The organism is Sorangium sp. So ce726, from assembly GCF_051521405.1.
In the GTDB taxonomy this organism is placed as follows: Bacteria; Myxococcota_A; Polyangia; order Polyangiales; family Polyangiaceae; genus Sorangium.
Map to the genome: position 1 here is coordinate 940,828 of NZ_CP150349.1, position 16,978 is coordinate 957,805.

At 70.5% G+C, this 16,978-nt stretch carries 15 protein-coding genes; 8 read left to right on the plus strand and 7 right to left on the minus strand.

All coding sequences use genetic code 11. The features are described 5' to 3' along the window. Positions 1–313: 313 nt before the first annotated feature. Positions 314–712 carry a hypothetical protein gene (locus WME79_RS03460; protein WP_437531835.1) on the plus strand — a complete coding sequence of 133 codons (399 nt, stop codon included), beginning with the start codon at positions 314–316 and terminating at the stop codon, positions 710–712. 22 nt (positions 713–734) lie between these two features. Here the strand turns inward: WME79_RS03460 and WME79_RS03465 are convergent, their stop codons facing one another. After that, positions 735–2,231 carry a sigma 54-interacting transcriptional regulator gene (locus WME79_RS03465; protein WP_437531837.1) on the minus strand — a complete coding sequence of 499 codons (1,497 nt, stop codon included), beginning with the start codon at positions 2,229–2,231 and terminating at the stop codon, positions 735–737. 166 nt (positions 2,232–2,397) lie between these two features. On the opposite strand from WME79_RS03465, the gene WME79_RS03470 reads away from it, so the two are divergent. Beyond that, positions 2,398–2,865 carry a hypothetical protein gene (locus tag WME79_RS03470; protein ID WP_437531840.1) on the plus strand — a complete coding sequence of 156 codons (468 nt, stop codon included), beginning with the start codon at positions 2,398–2,400 and terminating at the stop codon, positions 2,863–2,865. Between the two features lie 248 nt (positions 2,866–3,113). On the opposite strand, the gene WME79_RS03475 is transcribed toward WME79_RS03470, so the two are convergent. Next, the gene (locus WME79_RS03475; protein ID WP_437531842.1) at positions 3,114–3,677 is read right to left on the minus strand and encodes a hypothetical protein; all 564 of its coding nucleotides are present in this window, start codon (positions 3,675–3,677) and stop codon (positions 3,114–3,116) included. A gap of 19 nt (positions 3,678–3,696) precedes the next feature. Continuing rightward, positions 3,697–4,560, minus strand: coding sequence for an oxidoreductase (locus WME79_RS03480; protein ID WP_437531845.1), 864 nt, complete (start codon positions 4,558–4,560; stop codon positions 3,697–3,699). A 93-nt stretch (positions 4,561–4,653) separates the two neighbouring features. Here WME79_RS03480 and WME79_RS03485 point away from each other — a divergent pair, with 93 nt between their 5' ends. Then, positions 4,654–5,568 (plus strand): LysR family transcriptional regulator, encoded by a 915-nt coding sequence (locus tag WME79_RS03485; protein WP_437531848.1) that lies wholly within the window; start codon positions 4,654–4,656, stop codon positions 5,566–5,568. 50 nt (positions 5,569–5,618) lie between these two features. Here the strand turns inward: WME79_RS03485 and WME79_RS03490 are convergent, their stop codons facing one another. Next, positions 5,619–9,053: a DNRLRE domain-containing protein gene (locus tag WME79_RS03490; RefSeq protein WP_437531851.1), complete on the minus strand. Its 3,435-nt coding sequence runs from the start codon at positions 9,051–9,053 to the stop codon at positions 5,619–5,621. 465 nt (positions 9,054–9,518) lie between these two features. Further along, positions 9,519–9,719: a hypothetical protein gene (locus WME79_RS03495; RefSeq protein ID WP_437531853.1), complete on the minus strand. Its 201-nt coding sequence runs from the start codon at positions 9,717–9,719 to the stop codon at positions 9,519–9,521. 135 nt (positions 9,720–9,854) lie between these two features. On the opposite strand from WME79_RS03495, the gene WME79_RS03500 reads away from it, so the two are divergent. The 4 genes from WME79_RS03500 (at position 9,855) to WME79_RS03515 (ending at position 13,446) form a co-directional block, all read left to right on the plus strand. Next, positions 9,855–11,348 carry a B12-binding domain-containing radical SAM protein gene (locus WME79_RS03500; RefSeq protein WP_437531856.1) on the plus strand — a complete coding sequence of 498 codons (1,494 nt, stop codon included), beginning with the start codon at positions 9,855–9,857 and terminating at the stop codon, positions 11,346–11,348. Between the two features lie 11 nt (positions 11,349–11,359). After that, positions 11,360–12,256, plus strand: a complete 897-nt coding sequence (locus WME79_RS03505) for an acyl-CoA desaturase (protein WP_437531859.1) — start codon at positions 11,360–11,362, stop codon at positions 12,254–12,256. A gap of 171 nt (positions 12,257–12,427) precedes the next feature. Next, entirely contained in the window at positions 12,428–12,853 is a 426-nt protein-coding gene (locus tag WME79_RS03510) for an STAS/SEC14 domain-containing protein (RefSeq protein ID WP_437531862.1), read from the plus strand. 167 nt (positions 12,854–13,020) lie between these two features. After that, a complete protein-coding gene (locus WME79_RS03515) occupies positions 13,021–13,446 on the plus strand; it encodes an STAS/SEC14 domain-containing protein (RefSeq protein WP_437531865.1) in 426 nt (141 codons plus the stop codon). A gap of 76 nt (positions 13,447–13,522) precedes the next feature. Here WME79_RS03515 and WME79_RS03520 read toward each other — a convergent pair whose 3' ends face one another. Both WME79_RS03520 and bioA read right to left on the minus strand, forming a co-directional pair. Further along, a complete protein-coding gene (locus tag WME79_RS03520; protein WP_437531867.1) occupies positions 13,523–14,368 on the minus strand; it encodes a GFA family protein in 846 nt (281 codons plus the stop codon). A gap of 142 nt (positions 14,369–14,510) precedes the next feature. After that, positions 14,511–15,794, minus strand: a complete 1,284-nt coding sequence (bioA, locus tag WME79_RS03525) for an adenosylmethionine--8-amino-7-oxononanoate transaminase (protein ID WP_437531870.1) — start codon at positions 15,792–15,794, stop codon at positions 14,511–14,513. A gap of 302 nt (positions 15,795–16,096) precedes the next feature. Here bioA and WME79_RS03530 point away from each other — a divergent pair, with 302 nt between their 5' ends. Beyond that, positions 16,097–16,945: an alpha/beta fold hydrolase gene (locus WME79_RS03530; RefSeq protein ID WP_437531872.1), complete on the plus strand. Its 849-nt coding sequence runs from the start codon at positions 16,097–16,099 to the stop codon at positions 16,943–16,945. The last annotated feature ends 33 nt before the right edge of the window (positions 16,946–16,978 follow it).

Sequence of the window (16,978 nt, forward strand, 5' to 3'; positions counted from 1 at the left end):
CAAGACCTGCGCGAGCGGCGCTTGCGCGAGCGCCGCTCGGCGCATCCTCAACCAGCCTTCCCGAGCGTGGACCTCACCCCGTCGTCCGATGGGGTGCTCGTACTGTAGATTTTTACTCGTGCTGATGAGTGGGATCGGCGCTCGGCGGGTGAGCTCTGCATTGAAAGTGCGAGACAAGGTGTGATATGTGTTGACTATGAAGGTTGGGGGAACTCATCTCATCACAGTTGCCGCGCTTCTCGCCTGTGGGTGCGCCTCCTCTTCGCCGCCCTCGCCCTCGACACCGGGGAGCCTGGGGGGTGGTGCCCCGGCGGTGGCCGTCGCTCAGCCGGCGGCCCCGGCCGGGGACACCGCCGAGGCGAGCCCTGCCGGTCCCCGGAGCCGCCGCTATCCGCTCGAGGAGCTGCGCAGGGTGGCTCGCGTCGCGTCCGCGCGCTGCAAGAAGGCGAATGCGCCCTCGGACTCGGCGTGTCTCCTCACCGAGGCCACTCCATTCCTCAAATATCGGCCCGAGGACCCGGATTGCCGTTACGTGTCGGGGACCGCGCTGTCCGTCGCCGAGTGCTCCGATTTCGAGGAGGGCTGCCAGAGCGTGGACGCGAAGGATCTCGACCACCAGCTCGCGGCCCTGCAGAACGCCGGCAAGGACTGCAATCGCGAGCCGACCGACTCCGAGCGGGCAGAGCTGCTGAAGCTCCTCGGCTCGAAGTGAGGCCCTGCGCCGCCGGCGCGCGTCAGCGCGTGGCCTTGCCCTTGCGCGGCCGCGGGATGCCGTAGGCGCTCAGCCGGGCCACGAAGGTGCGGCGGGGCATGCCGAGGAGCGCCGCGGCCTGCGTCTGGTTCCCCGCGCACTGCTCCAGCGCATCGACGATCCGCCGCCGCTCGATCGCGTCGAGCTCGCTCCGCAGGCCGCCTGCGCCCTCGGCCGGGGGGGCGGTGCCGGCGGGCGCGGTGGCCTCGGCGGGCGCCGCCGCGGGGCGCGTCTCGGCGGGGGACGCCACGGGGCGCGTCTCGGCGGGCGCCGCCGCGGGGCGCGCTTCGGCGGGCGCGGCCGGTAGCGCAGCGGCGGCGTCGAGCAGGAGGTGCTCCGGGAGCAGCGTGTCCCCGCCGGAGAGCACGACCGCGCGCTCGATGACGTTGCGCAGCTCGCGGATGTTGCCGGGCCAGCCGTGCGCCTCCAGCGCGGCGAGCGTCTCGCGGGCGAACGCCGGCGCCGGGCGCCCGAGCGCGCCCGCGGTCCGATCGGCGAGCAAGCGAGCGAGCGGCGCGATCTCGGCGATGCGCGCCCGGAGCGGCGGGATCGTCAGCGCGATGCCGTTCAGCCGGAAGAACAGGTCCTCCCGGAAAGCGCCCCGCTTCACCTCGGCGGCCAGATCGCGGTTCGTCGCCGAGATGAAGCGCACGTCGATGGGCCGCGGGCTCAGCCCTCCGACGCGCATCACCTTCCGCTCCTCGAGCACGCGCAGGAGCTTCACCTGGATGCCGGGCGGCAGCTCGCCCACCTCGTCGAGCAGCACCGTGCCCTTCTCGGCGGTCTCCAGGAGGCCCTGCTTCGTCTGGACCGCGCTCGTGAACGCGCCCCGCTCGTGGCCGAACAGCTCGCTCTCGAGGAGCGACTCGGAGAGCGCCGCGCAGTTGAGCCGCACGAAGGGCCCCTGCGCGCGCGGCGAGCGCCGGTGGATGTGCTCGGCCAGCACCTCCTTGCCGGCGCCCGTCTCGCCGAGCAAGAGCACGGTGATCGGCGCGCCGGCCACGCGCTCGGCCAGCGCGTAGAGCCGCTCCATGGCCGGGTCGAGCACGATGGGCTGGCCCTGCCCCTGGCCCGGGGCTGCGCTCGCGGCGCCCTCGCGCGGCAGGATCACGATCAGCGTCGAGCCGAGGTTGACCGCGTCCCCGACCGAGAGCTCCATCGTCTTGCCCTGCTCGGGCTGGAGCTCGAGGAGCTTGGTCGTCGGCCCGGCGCTGCGCTCGCGGCGGAGGCGGGTCCCGTTCGCGCTCCCGAGGTCCTCGATCGCGATGGGCGGGCCGAGGTGGATGATCGCGTGCCGGCGCGAGACGGAGCTGTCGTCGATCGGGACGTCGTTCTCCGGCGACCGGCCGAGCGACACCCGGCCCTCGGCTGGCAGCGGGTGCCGCGTCACGCGGCCCCCGGCGAACACCGCGAGCTCCAGAGCGCCCTGCACATCGTTCCGGGTGGACTTCGCGGCGGCCACGGTTCTCTCCCTGTTCACTCCGCCTGGTTCTAGCTCGTTGCGCCGCCCCCGTCTGCTCACGTCTCGAGCCACGCGCGCGCCGGCTGGCGCGCCGTCATGGTCCCCGCGTGACCGCTGGACGGCGGGCGCCGGAGGAACCTCGCTGCGTTGCGGGCGATGAAGCGGGTATGGTACTTGTCGCTCCATGAGGCCTGGGGGGTCGTTGCTCGTCCTCGCCGGCGCGTGCGCGCTCCTCGCGAGCGCGTGTTCTGGAGCGCCGCAGCCCGCCGCGGGCCCGCGGGCCGCCGGCGCCGCGAGCGCTGAGCCCGCTCGCCCCCGGGTTCCCATGTATCCGGCGGCCGAGCTGGACCGGATGGCGCGCATCGCCGCCGCCCGCTGCAAGAAGGCGAACACACCGTCGGACGCGGCGTGTCTCTTCAAGAATGCCTCCACGTTCCTGAGGTACCCGCCCGGGGATCCCGATTGCCGCTATGTCGCGGGGACCGCGCTCTCGGTCGCCGAGTGCTCCGAGTTCGAGGAAGGATGCCTGAGCGTGGATCCCCAGGATCTCGTTCGCCAGCTCGATGTCCTGCAGAGCGCCGGGAAGGACTGCCAGCGCGAGCCGACCGACGCCGAGCGCGCCGAGGTGCTGCGGCGCGCTGGCGCGAAGTGATGCGCTGGCCCGACGCGAAGGGCAGCCTGAAGCGCTTCAGTCCAGCGTGCGAATGTCCCCGTCCTGCCACTTGGCAGCGTCGAACGTGAAGCTCTCGGTGAAGAGGTCTGCCGTGCTCACGGACTGTCCCTTGAGGAACCGGTCGACGAACTTGTTCCAGTACTCCGCCGCGAAGGTCCCCGCCTGAGCGCAGTGACCATGGGGGTGGGGAAGCCCAGATAGTCCTTGCCCCTGGCGGTCCCTGGAAGTTACAGACCTATCCCCTCGTAGGTCGCGCCGTCAGGCGTCATGCTCACGTGGGTCTCGGTGATCGTGGCCGCCAGCTTGTGCAAGAGGTTCGCCGGGGTGGTGAACGTGGCCGCGCAGAGCTTCCCTTCGGGGATGACGCCGATCGACGCAGGAGAGAAGTCGACCGTCGCGCCCGGCTGCGCGGTGAGGACCTTGTTGTACGAGGCAAAGGTGTTATCGCTGGCATCGCGGCAGGTGAACGTGCCCGTGATCGCCACGGCCTGATCCCCCGCGTTCAGGATCGTCACCTTCGCGCTGGCCTCGTAGGCGCTGCCAGGGAAGGGATACCGGTGCTTGACCAGCGGCGCGGCGAGCCCGTCGTAGTAGCCAAGGCAGTCCGCTCCGGCCACGGACACGCTGGTGCCCTCGTTCGCGACAGCGAGGATCGGGCCTGTGGAGGTGATCGTCGCCGAGCCGATCTTGCCCTCCATGAATCCGGCGGGGAATGTGCCCGCGTACGGAGAGGCGACGACGGTCTTGAGAGGAGGGACGGCCCTGGCGCTCCCGGTGAGCGCCGGCCTCACCGCGCCGTGCGTGTTCCTGTCACGCGCCGCTCGCCGCGGCGTCAACCGTGGTGTCGAGCGCGATCGCCTCGGTGCGGTCGACGTCGGCCGCGACGCTGGCGAGCTTCGCGCGGATGCCGCCCACCGCGTCGGCGCCGAGCGGCAGGCGGAGCGGCATCGGGTCGAGCCCGACCGCATCGATGATCGCGCGCGCCGCCTTCGCTGGATCGCCCGGCTGCGATCCGTCGGACCCGGCCGCGTACGCGCGCGTCGCGCCGACGGTGGGCGCGTAGGCGTCGAGCGCCGGCATGGACCGGAAGGCGCCCCCGAAGAGGCGCGTGCGGAACGCGCCCGGCTCGACGATGAGGACGCGGACGCCGAGCGGCGCGAGCTCGGCGGCCATGCACTCCGAGAGCCCTTCGAGCGCGTGCTTCGCGGCGCAATAGGCGCCGAAGCCGGGCCCCGTCGTGAGGCCGCCCATGCTCGTGATCTGGACGATCGCGCCGCTCTTGCGGCTGCGCATGTGCGGCAGCACCTCGCGGGTGAGCGCCACGGCGCCGAAGAACATCGCCTCCATCGCCGCGCGGAGCTCCTCGTCGCTGGTCTCCTCGACCGCGCCGACCAGGCTGTAGCCCGCGTTGTTCACAAGCACGTCGATCCGGCCAAAGCGCGCGAGCGCCGCCGCGACGCCGCGGCGGATGTCGTCCGGCTTCGTGACGTCCAGCTTCACGACCTCGACGCGCCCTGGCGCCTCCGCCGCGAGGCCCGCGAGCGCGTCGACGCCGCGCGCCGCCGCCACGACCGAGTCGCCACGCCGGAGCGCCTCCTCGGCGATCGCGCGGCCGAAGCCCGAGGACGCGCCGGTGATGAACCAGATCCTGGAACCGTTGTTTGCAGTGCTCATGGGTCTCTCTCCTGTGCCTTCGACGGGGAGCCTACATCGCGGTGCTCCGCCGAAAAACGGGGTGAATCTGCACGGGATGTTAAGCTGAACTTCATGATCCAGGACGACCTGGCGGGCCTGTCGGTGCTCCTCGTCGTGGCCGAGAAGCGGAGCTTCACCCGAGCGGCGGCGGAGCTGCGCGTGACGCCCTCGGCGGTGAGCCAGACGATCACCGGGCTCGAGCGGCGGCTCGGCGTGCGGCTCCTCCAGCGCACGACGCGCAGCGTGGGCCTGACCGAGGCCGGCGCCCGCTTCCTCGAGCGGCTCCGGCCCGCGCTCGCGGAGGTCCGCGCCTCGTTCGAGGCGCTCGACGAGCTGCGCGATCGACCCGCGGGGACGCTGCGGCTGAATGTCCCGAGGATCGCGTGCCGGCAGGTGATCGAGCCGGTGCTCGCGGCGTTCGTCGCGGCCTACCCGGAGATCCGCGTCGACGTGGCGATCGAGGACGGGCTCGCGGACATCGTCGCGCAAGGGTTCGACGCGGGCATCCGCCTCGGCGAGACGCTCGACAGCGAGATGATCGCGGTCCGCGTCAGCGAGGACCAGCGCATGGCCGTCGTGGGGTCGCCGGCGTATCTTTCAGCGCGCGCGAAGCCAAAGCACCCGCGCGACCTGCACGCGCACGCGTGCATCAATTACCGGCAGATCACGAGCCAGAATGTCTACAGGTGGGAGTTCACCGAGAACGGGAAGGACTTCGACATCGCGGTGAGCGGGCCTCTCGTGTGCAACGATCCCGATCTCATGGTCCGCGCCGCCGTCGACGGCATCGGGCTCGCCTACGTCCTGGAGGCGACGGTGCGGGACGAGCTCCACGGCAAGCGCCTCGCGCGCGTCCTCGAGGGTTTCTGCCCGCCCTTCCCGGGGTATTTCCTTTACTACCCGAGCCGGGCGCACGTGCCGCCCAAGCTCTCGGCCTTCATCGACTTCCTGCGCAGGCGCGGGAGCCGCAGGCGGCGCGGCGGCTGAGCGATGTCACCGAGAGCGGTTGGGCGGGCGCGGGCGGTCGATCCGGCGGGCTACTCGGCTGCGTAGTAGCAGACGTCGAGCTTCGGCCTGCGCGCGGCGTCGGGATACTCGCTCGCGCGGAAGTCGGTCCTGTTGCTCCCGTCGACCAGCGCGACACCGTGGTTCGGCTGCGCGCCGTTGACCCAGCCCTGCACGAGGGACGTCAGATCGGCGGTGACGAACGCGTCGGTCTGCGCCAGCGTGGTGAGGGAGGCCTCGACGGCCGGGCTGTATCCGCTGAACCCGCCCCCATGGAGCGTGGATTCCTCCCAGGCGCCGTTCACGCCGTGCACGGTCACGACGCTGCCCGCAGGCTTCCAGGCATACGACAGCGATAGCGTCGCCGAGGTCACGCTGGAGCCCTCCGGGATGAACGACAGATCGTAGGCGAGGACCGCCGTCGCAGGCTGGACCGCGCTCGCGCTCGTGATGAGGTAGGGATACGCGCCGTACGCCCACCCCGTCGTGGGGCCCTCGACGAAGGAGTCCTGCACGCCCCCGAACGCGCCGCGCCGAAGGCTGATGCACTCGAGGTCGCAGGTGTTGCCGAGGCCGTCGCCGTCCGAGTCCACCTGGGAGGCGTTGGGCTCCGCCGGGCAGTTGTCGCTCGCGTCGGGCACGCCGTCGCCATCCATGTCCGGCGCGGGCGCGATGCGGAAGCGCGCGACGCCGGGGTCGTGGTCGCTGGCCTGGTCGGCGAACTCCGCATTGACATGGACGACGTCGAAGCCCACGAGCTTCGGCCCGGCCAGGTTGGCGCTGACCAGCGTGTGGTCGAGCGATTGGCCATTGCCGTCGAACACATACGTGTAGCGCTCCTCCGGCGGGAGCGTCTCGATGAGCGTTGTCAGCCCGGCGTCCTTGAGGATGCCGAGCGGCGCCGAGAACTGGAAGTCGTTCAGGTCGCCCAGGACGACGACGTTGGCGGAAGGATCGCTGTCGAGGATCTGCCGCACGAAGCCGGCCACCACGGTGGCCTGCTGCCTCCGCTGGACCTCGCTCGAGAGGGTCGGGGGCTGGAAGCGCCCGTAGAGCGGCTCGTCGCCGCCCTTGGAGTTCCAGTGGTTGGCCACCACGAACAGCGGCTGGCCGTTCCAGCGGAACTCGCCTGCCAGCGGCTTGCGGCTGCTGGCGAAGGCCGGATTGCCCGGGTCGATGCGGCCGGGGCTGTAGCGCAGCGACACGCTGCCTGCGCCGCCGAGCACCTCGTTTGGCGTCAGGGCGCCGGCGCCCGCGCGATCGACGAACTCGAGCCCGCGGTCGGTCCGGAACAGGAAGCCCACACGGATGTTGCCGCCGGGCTCCCCGCCGTCCGTGCCGTCGGTCGGATCGATGCTGCGGAACTCATAGGTGGGGCCGCCCGGCACGGCCGCGATCGCGGCGATGAGCCGCGCGAACGTGGTCGAGGCGTCCACCACTCCATTGTTGGTCGGGCCGTTGTTGTCCTGGACCTCTTCGAGCGCGACCAGGTCGGGGCTGCCGAGGTTCTCGACGAGGATCCGGGCGAGGCGATCGAACTTGTCCTGCGGGTCGCCCGGATCGAGGTTCTCGACGTTGAACGCGGCCACGTCGAGGTCGTCGGCGGTCCGCGGTCCGAGCGACGTGACCTCGCGCGAGAGCGTCGAGGTCGCCGCGGGGAGCGCGTCGTTGACCGGCAGGAGCTTGTAGTTGGCGAAGTTGTAGTCGACCGTGCCCACGATCGGCCCGGCAAACGTGGCGCCCACGTCCAGCGCGGGCGCCGAGGCGCGCAGGGGGACCTGGAGCAGGATCCGCTCGGGATTGAAGTCGCCGGGGCTGACGACGACGGCCCCGCGCGCGCTGCGCAGGCCGGCTGCGTCGCCCGTGCCCGCGTCGCGGTCGCCCGGGACCAGCGCGATCTCCGCGGTCCCGGAGCTCGGGAACTCGCGGGTGGGGCCCACGACGGCAGGGGCGTTGATGCTCACCCGCATGCTCTCGAGGCTCTCCCAGAAATCGATGCCGTCGGCCTCGGAGTCGAAGCTGTTCGCGGCCTCGACGCTGCCGCTGGCGTCGTCCTCGATGGCCTGCGTCGGGGGACGGCGCGCGCCGGGCGCGAAGCCGATCGAGACCGGGGCCGGCAGCGCATGGCCGCTCGAGAGGACGGTGATCTGCGGGCGGGCGAGCTCGGTGACGGTCAGGTTGTGGTACGCGCTGCCGCGGGAGGGCGTGCACGGGTCCGCGCAGCCGGCGCGGTACTCCGTGACCTCGCCGGTGAGCTCGACAAGGTCGCCGACCCTCACCGACGGCGCAGCGCCGGTGAAGACGAGCAGACCTTCGGAGGTGGCCGGATCGCTGTCCGGCGCCGGCGACTCCACGGTGAAGCCGTTGCTGCGCAGGGTCGCCACGAGGCCAGTCGTCTTCACGACCGCGCCCGAACGCGGCGAGAGGTGCGCGCGCCCCTGGATGTCGTGGATCGCGATAGCCTGCGCCGCCTGCGCCGTGGTGAACGAGAGCGACACGTCGGCGGGCAAGGGATCGATCGTCCCGTTGCTCCCCGGGTCCTGCTCCTGCACGCCGCTCGCCCGGACGACGAGGAGGCACGCGGTGTTCGGGGGGAGCGGTTCGGCCGGCGTGAGCGTGAAGGCGAGGGGGCCGCCGCTGACCGCGAATGGGCGCGCGCTGCCCGCGCAGGAGAGCTCGAAGGCATCCGTGACGACCACGGCCTCGCTGAACGTCACGCTCAGGCTCGCGGTCGGGTCGGCGCTGGTCGCGCCGTCGCTGGGCGCTGTCGAGGTCACCGCCGGCGGGGTGTCGCCGCCGCACGTGAGCGCCGCGGTCGAGGTGGTGCGGGGCGTGGGCGTCCCGGTCGAGAGGTCGTCGACGTTGCTGCCCGTGTCCTGGCAGCCAGCGCCCTGCCGGAGCGACGCCGTCGCGTTGGCGGTCGCCGGCGCCGGCGCGGTGCCCTCGAAGTAGCTCGCCGCGCCGAAGCCGACCAGATCCTCGATCAGCGCCTCCTGGGCCGCCGAGCAGGGCGCGGTGCCGCCGTTGCAGCCGAGGCCCGTGGCCTGCCGGACGAGGGCGACCTTGCCGGCCGAGCCGCTCATGTTGATGGGGGTCGCATCGACGAGGTCGGCGGCGGGGAGCGGCGCGCCGCTGCCAGAGCCCCCGGCCTCCTGGACGAGGAAGTACTGGCCGGGCTGCAGGGTGATCGCGGGCAGCTCCGTGAGCTGCGTCGTCGTGGCCCCGAGGGCGCCCGTGCCGCTGGCGCTCGCGTACTGGATGGACCACCCCGCGAGCGACACCGGTTGGTTCGACCGATTGAACAGCTCGACGAAGTCGTGCGTGAAGACGGCCCCCGCGTTGCCCCCGCCGCCGTACACCTGGCTGATGACCACGCGCCCGCTCGGGAGGGTGGCGGCGAGCTCGGCGGTCCCGAGCTCGCCAGGTTCCGGCGACCCGCCGCAGCCCCAGGCGGTCGCGAGCGCCATGGCCGACACCCATCGAATGCGGTCACGCCGGAGAAGAGAATACCCCGCGCGCGAGAGGGCGCGCGGGAACAAGGATAACTTTAGCACGATGACACCTGTTGGCCTTCGAAGACGAGTGCAAGAAATGGCCGAGGCAGACAGCGGCGGCCACTTTCACACTACGCCAGAACGTGCGTTGTGAATGTCACGTCTCCGTGAAATCGCAACTGGCCAGTCCGGTCGACCCCCGGAGCCCGGGATGCTGCGCGAGGAGATGTTTCGATTCGGTGATGAGCTTGTTGATGATTGTGGTATGAATTACATTTTAATCGTGCGATTCGGTTACGCGACCATGACGGGGGTGGGACCGGGCCTGGGCGTTAACCAAGATTAGCGTCGCGTTCTACTGTCTCTGAACGTTTACGTTTACGTGAACGTGGTCGTGGTCGTGGACGTTTACGTGAACGTGGTCGTGGTCGTGGTCGTTCACGGCTTACCGTTGACGACCACGACCACGACCACGACCACGTTCACGTAAACGTCCACGTAAACGTCCACGTAAACGTTCACGTAAACGTTGGTGACGATGGTGGGGTGGAGGGGGTTCGTGCCCCTGAGCGCGACCGGACGAGCCTGGTTAGCGCTTGGGGATCCGGGGGCCGACTGAGGTGCCTCTTGTGTCCTCATGTCGTGTGAAGTGCTCGTTGGACTGACCTCTACTCAGTGTAGGGCGCATTTGTAGCGCACCTGCCCGCCTCCTCGTCTCCGCCCCCCTTGCCTCGAGGGTGTGATACGTCCTGAACTGAACCAGGAGTGTCCTCGATGCGCATCGCAATCATCTCGACCTATACGCACCCGAGCCGACTGCTCCGCAAGGAGCGCTCGATCATGCAATCGTCGGTGCCCGAGCTGCTCGCGGCCCTGTGCCCGCCCGACGCCGAGATCGAGCTCTACAACGAGAAGGAAACGGACATCCCGCTCGACCGCCACTGGGACCTTGTGTTCTTCTCGTACCTGCACGCCTATTACGAGCACACCAAGGTCCTCTCCACCCTGTTCCGGCGGCAAGGCATGACCACCGTCGCCGGCGGGCGGCATGCGAGCCATTTCCGGGCGGACGCGCTGCAGTACTTCGACGCCGTGGTCGCGGAGGACCCGGAGGCCAACCTCCCGGCCCTCATCGCCGACTTCCAGCGGGGCGAGCTCCAGCCCGTCTATGCGCTCCCGCCGGTGCCCCCGGAGCAGATCCCCACCTACCGCTATGACCTTGTCGATTACCGGAACAACCTCGTCCGCCTGCCCGGCATCGAGGCGTCGCGCGGCTGCCCCTTCTCCTGCAACTTCTGCGTTTTGACCGGGCACGAACAGTATCGCTATCGCCCCATCGACCACGTGATCCGGGACATCCGCGACCGGATGATCTTCAACCAGCGCATCCCGGGCGTGACCAACAATGTGTTCAGCTTCCTCGACAACAACCTGGGGGGCTCGCCCCGCTACCTGCGCGAGCTCTGCGAGGCGCTGATGCCCCTCAAGAAGATCTGGGGCTGCGCGCTCACGTTCAACGTGCTGCGCGACCCGGAGCTGGTGCGCCTCATGGGGCGGGCAGGGTGCCGCTACGTTTATACAGGGCTCGAGTCGCTGAACCCCGAGTCGATCAGCTCGATGAACAAGGGCCAGAACAAGCTGAGCGAGGTCCGGGAGGTCATTCAGCGGGCCTTCGCGAGTGGCATCGTCCTCTCCTTCGGGCTCCTCGTGGGCGCGGACGGGGACACCAACGACTACCTCCAGCGGGTGCCCGAGTACCTCCATGATCTCGGCGATCACTGCCCCACCTTCCTTGGCATCGTCTGCCCGTACCCGGAGACGCCCTTCTTTGCGCAGGTGGCGGCCGAGGGCCGGCTCCTTCCCGGGGTGATCAGCCGGGACCTCGATGGATACACCCTCTGCCACCGCCCGCCTCGGCTGCACCCCTCGGAGGTGATCGACCATTTCCAGCGCCTGAGCCGCGCGCTCGGGAGCCTCCACAACGTGGGCCGCCACGTGTGGAATCGGCTGATGACGAGCGATCTGCCCCGTTACAAGGCGTGTGTCGTCATGTCGGCGCCCGAGGTGATGAGCCTGCGCGCGCCGCTCGCCAACCGCTCACGCAGCTACATCGCCGGGCGCGATCCGATCGAGGCCTGGGACGCGGAGAAGATGCGGGAGCTCGGCCTCGAGCCGCAGCGCATCGAGGCGTCGTCCTGCCGCGCAGATCCGCGCGGCCTTGCGCGGATCCGGCCCCGCCGGGCGGGCCGCTCCAGCGCGGCAGCGTGAGGGGATCCGTCATGAAGGGCCGCACCCGCCTCGTCGCGATCGCCTACTTCGCCCTGGTGCACGCCGGCGCCCTCCTCGGGCTGTTCCTGCCGATCCGGGCGAGCTTCATCGCCCTCGCCGCAGCGCTCTACGCGGCGCTCCAGCTCTCTACCGTGGTCGGCCTGCACCGGCTGCTCTCGCACCGCGCGTTCCGCTGCCCGAAATGGGTCGAGTATGCGCTCGTGTCGGTGGCGATGATCAGCGGCCAGGGCAGCCCGATCGCGTGGGTGGCCACGCACCGGCGGCACCACGCCCACACCGATCGCGAAGGCGACGTCCACTCGCCGCGCCGCGGCCTCTGGTACGCCCACCTCGGGTGGATCCTCGACGATGGCTCGACCGACCCCCGCGATCCGGAGAAATACGGCCGCGATCTGGTCGGCGATCCCTACTACCGGTGGCTGCTCCGCTGGCGCTTCGCCCCGCAGGTCGCGGCGTTGCTGCTCGCCGGTCTCGCCCTCGGCTGGGCCGCGGTGCCCTTCGTGTTCTTCGTGCCGCTCGTGTGCTGGATGCACGCGACCTATCTGGTGAACTCCGTCTGCCACGCGGCCCGCTTCGGCAACCGCGCGTTCGATACCCGCGACGGGAGCCGCAACGTGGGCTGGGTGGCGGTCCTGACCTTCGGCGAGGGCTGGCACAACAACCACCACGCCTTCCCGCGCGCCGCCCGGCAAGCGATGGCACCCGGGCAGCACGACCTCGCCTTCCTGTTCATCCGCGCGCTCGCGGCGGTCGGGCTCGCCTCGGACATCCAGCCGGGCCCGGACGGCCGTGAGGGCGCGCGGGCCCGAGCGGCGGCTTCCGTCGTGTTGACGACTGACTCAGGCCTTCTCGGAAGCGCGCCGGGCGACGGCGGAGCCGCGGAGTGAAGGCGGCCACTTCGACGTGCGGGTCAGCTGTTGATACAAGGTAGCTTTCCCAGGAGGGGGTCGGAACACACAGGAGAATGCTCTGTCCATCCGGGGCAGGTTGCGCGGCTGGGGCCTGACGTGTCCGAAACGTTTGGATCTCTTCTCCGCAGAGGCGCTAGCATGCGGAGCATGAGCGATCTCGGCCCCGAGGACGCGAGCCTCGATGTTCGTGAGGAGCCCGACGGCATCCTGCGGCTGGAGATCCATGGGGAGCTCACGGAAGACCGAGCGCGCGTTCTCGTCGCTGCGCTACAGCGCGCGTCGGAGGGCGGCCGCGACGTCCTGCTGCTCGCCGATGTGCGTCGCATGGGCTCTTTCCTGGCTCCGGCGCGCAAGGTGACGGCGGACGGGGTGCGGAGCGCGCGCATCGGTGCGGTCGCGATCATCGGACCGAGCTTTTCGCTGCGCGTGATCGCGACGCTCATCGCGAAGGGCGTGCAGATGCTCACAAGCCAGCCCTATCCACAGCAATTCTTTGAGGCAGAGGGCGAGGCGCGCGCGTGGCTGCTCGCTCGGCGAGACGCGCTCCGGGCCGGGCGGCGCCCGGGCACCTGAGTGATCGCGCGTGTGCTCGGGGGCGTTCCAGGACAGCCCGTACGGTGGCGGTGCCGTGGCAGATCGCGTGATCGTGGCGGTCGGGCTCGCCTCGGACCTCCAGCTGAGCTCGGCGGACCGTGAGAGGTTGCGCCCCGCCGCGCGGCCGAGGCGCTAGCATGGTTGGCATGAGCGATCTCGGCCTCAACGCAGCGAGCCCCGATGTTCGTGACGACCCCGACGGCATCGTGCGGGTGGCGATCCACGGCGAGGTCACGGAAGATCGAGTGCGCGCTGTCCTCGGCGCGATCCAGCGCGTGGCGGAGAGCGGCCGCGACGTCCTGGTGCTCGCCGACGTGCGTCACATGGGCCCTGTCTCGGCGCCGGTGCGCAAGGCGGTGACGGAAGAAATGCGGGGAGCGCGCATCGATGCGGTCGCGATCATCGGAGCGAGCTTTTCCATGCGCGTGATCGTGGCGCTCCTCGCGAAGGGCGTGCAGATGCTCACAGGACAGCCCTACCCTCAGCAGTTCTTCGACACGGAGGGCGAGGCGCACACGTGGCTGCTCGCTCGGCGAGACGCGCTGCGGGCCGGGCGGCGCCCGGGGGCCTGAGTGACCGCGTGTGCACGTGGGCGTTCCAGGACGCCCGTACGGTGAAGGTGCTGTTGCTGATTGCCCGATGCCCTCGTCAGGCCTGGGGCGGGTACTCGGCGAACCTGGGCAGGTCGTCCGTGATCGGGAACCAGCTCGCCTTGGAGTCGACGAAGATGTGGGCTGCGGGGCGGATGCCGGGATCGGTGTCGAGCACGCCCGCGGGCACCACGGCGAAGCCGCGCTCGGGTGACTGGCGCGGTGCCGCGCCGCCACAGCGCTTGCAGAACGCGACGGTGAAGAACCGCGCGTCGGGCACCTTGTAGCTCGCGATCTGCGCGTCACCGTGGATCCAGCGGAAGTTGTCCAGGGCGACGAAGACGTTGGTCGCGTGCGCGGAGCTGCGCCCGAGGCGACAGCGCGCGCAGTGGCAGCTCACCATGCGGAGGGGCGTGCCGTCGAACTCGAAGGCCACACTGCCGCACAGGCAGCTCCCCTGGGTGACGCCCTCTTTCGGCTCGACCGCGGGGCGCGAGACGACCGGCGCCTGCATCTCGGGCCGCCATTCCTCGAACTGCGGCAGGGAATCCGTGATCGTGTACCAGGGCGCCTTGGAGCCGACGAACTGGTGGAACCTCGGCTCGATTCCGAGATCGCCCTCCAGGTTGCCGGCATGGAGCACGGCGAGCTGCCTCTCGGGGCGGAGCATCGGCGTGGCCGAGCCGCAGGTGGCGCAGAAGGAGCGACGGTCGCTCGCGCAGGAGGGGCGGATGGCGTCCTCGCCGGCGAGCCAGCGAAAGCCGGGCAGCGGCGCGACAACGGCCGTGGTGAACGCCGTGCCGTTGAACTTGCGGCACATCGAGCAGTGACAGTTCAGCATGGTCTGGAACGGACCGTCGATCTCGAAGCGGACAGTCCCGCATAGACATGCGCCCTTGGTCATCTTCGTATCTCCCGTGGTCGTGTGTGCTCCGTGTGCGCCGGAGCGATGGCTTGCGCGTGCACGCTAGCACGGCGGGCTGTCCAGGCGCGCGTCCAGGTTCGATTCAAGGGCGCCCTTCACCCGAGGGGCGCCGTCCCGCGGCTCAGAGCCCCGACAGCACGCCCACGATCGCCTCGCTGATGCGCGATAGGTCGGCTGGCTCGATGATGTAAGGCGGCATGGTATAGACCAGCTTCCCGAAAGGCCGTAACCAGACGCCGCGCTCCACGAACGCCGGCTGCACGCGCGCCGTGTCGACGGGCTGCTTGAGCTCGACCACGCCGATGGCGCCGAGCACGCGCACGTCGGCCACCGCGTCGAGCGCGCGGCACGGGGCGAGCTCGCGGCGCAGCTGCGCCTCGATGGCCGAGACGCGCGCGCGCCACGGCGAGGCGAGCAAGAGCCGGATGCTGGCCAGCGCGACGCTGCAGGCGAGCGGATTGCCCATGTACGTCGGGCCGTGCATGAACACGCGCGGCTCGTTGCCGGCGATCGTCGCGGCCACGCGCTCGGTGCAGAGCGTGGCGGCCAGGGTCATCGTGCCGCCGGTGAGGGCCTTGCCGAGGCACATGATGTCTGGCGCGACGCCCGCGTGCTGGCACGCGAACAGCTCCCCGGTGCGGCCGAAATTGGTCGCGATCTCGTCGAAGATGAGCAGCACGCCGTGGCGGTCGCAGAGCGCGCGCAGCTCGCGCAGGTACTGCGGGTGATAGAAGCGCATCCCGCCGGCGTTCTGCGCGATCGGCTCGAGGATCACGGCGGCGACCTCGTGCGCGTGCTGCTCGAGCAGCGCGGCCATGCTGCTCAGGGCGTCCGGCGACCAGGGCGCGTCGAACGCCGGCCCGGGCGCCTCCGCGAACAGGTGCTGCGCGAGCGCGCCGCGGAAGAGGTGGTGCATGCCATTGACGGGATCGGTGACCGCCATCGCGCCGAACGTGTCGCCGTGGTAGCCGCCGAGCGCGCTGAGCAGGCGGCGTTTCTCGGGCTGCCCCCGCGCGATGAAGAACTGGAGAGCGAGCTTGATGGCCACCTCGACCGACACGGATCCGGAGTCGGCGAGGAAGACGCGCGTCAGCGGCTCGGGCGTGAGCGCCACCAGCGCCTCGCACAGCTCGACCGCCGGTGCGTGGGTGAGGCCCCCGAACATCACGTGGCTCATCCGCCCGAGCTGGGCGCTGATCGCCGCCGTCAGCGCCGGGTGGGCGTAGCCATGGATGGCGGCCCACCAGGACGCCATGCCGTCGATGAGCTCGCGGCCGTCCGTCAGGGTGAGGCGGACGCCCTCGGCGCGCTCGACGGCGAAGAGCGGCGCGCTCGAGAGGGGCGCCGCGTAGGGGTGCATCACGCAGCGGCGGTCGCGCTCGACGAGATCGTCTCGGCCAGGCATGGCGCTCTCCGATGGCATGGCGACGCGTCTAGCCCAGAACGCCCATCGCCACCAGGGTCACCGGGCGCGCCGGCGGCCCCGTGCCCGGCGCCGTCCCGCCTGGGAAGGGACGCGGCCACAGCCCCGTACGATTCCTCGATGGGGCTGTAACGTTCGGACCGCCTCCGAGACTGTGCAGGTAGCGGGATAGCCGTCACGGCGCCGGGGACACGCCCGGGCGCAGAGGCGCGCGCATCCATCGCACGTCGAAATACCGATGACGTCGCGCTCGAGGAGAGCCTCGCGACGATGAGGAGACATCCATGAACGGTCTGCTTCGCAAGGTCCTGCGGTTTGGCACCATGATCTCGGCCTCTGCGCTCATGTCGTCCGCGCTGCCCGGCTGCGGCGGCAGCGACACGGACGGGGGCGCGGGGGGCGGGGCCCAGGGCTCGGACAAGAACACGTATGTTCTCGTCCACGGCGCCTTCGTGGGCGCATGGGCATGGGACAAGGTGGTGCCGCTCCTCGAGGCCGGCGGCAACGAGGTGATCGCCCTCGATCTCCCCGCTCACGGCGACGACCAGACGCCCGTCGCGGACGCCGGCCTGCAGGCCTATACCGACGCCGTGGTGGAGGCCATCGACAGCGCCTCGCGCCCCGTGATCCTCGTCGGCCACAGCATGGGCGGCACCGTGGTGAGCCAGGCCGCCGAGCAGCGGCCCGACAAGGTGAAGACGCTCGTCTACCTGACCGCGTTCCTGCTCAAAGATGGCCAGTCGCTGGGCCAGGAGTGGGCCGACGACGAAGCGGCCGCGATCAAGGAGTACGCGGCCGCTTCGGAAGACGGCACGACGCTGACCTTCAAGGAGGGATGGGCCGCGAACGCCTTCTGCCAGGATTGCTCTCCGGAGGACGTCGCGCGGCTCGAGAACCACCTGCGCGAGGAGCCCGCGAAGCCGTTCGACGAGCCGATCCATGTCACGGAGGAGAGGTGGGGGAGGGTCCCCCGGGTCTACATCGAGGCGCTCAAGGATCTCGCCATCAGCCCTGCAGAGCAGAAGCAGCAATACACCGCCTTGCCGTGCGAGAGGGTCATCTCGATCGACGCGGGCCACGCCCCCTTCCTGACGAAGCCGGAGGAGGTCACGGACGCGCTGAGGTCGCTCTGACCGGGGCGGTGTCCGCCGTCCTCCGCGGGGCGA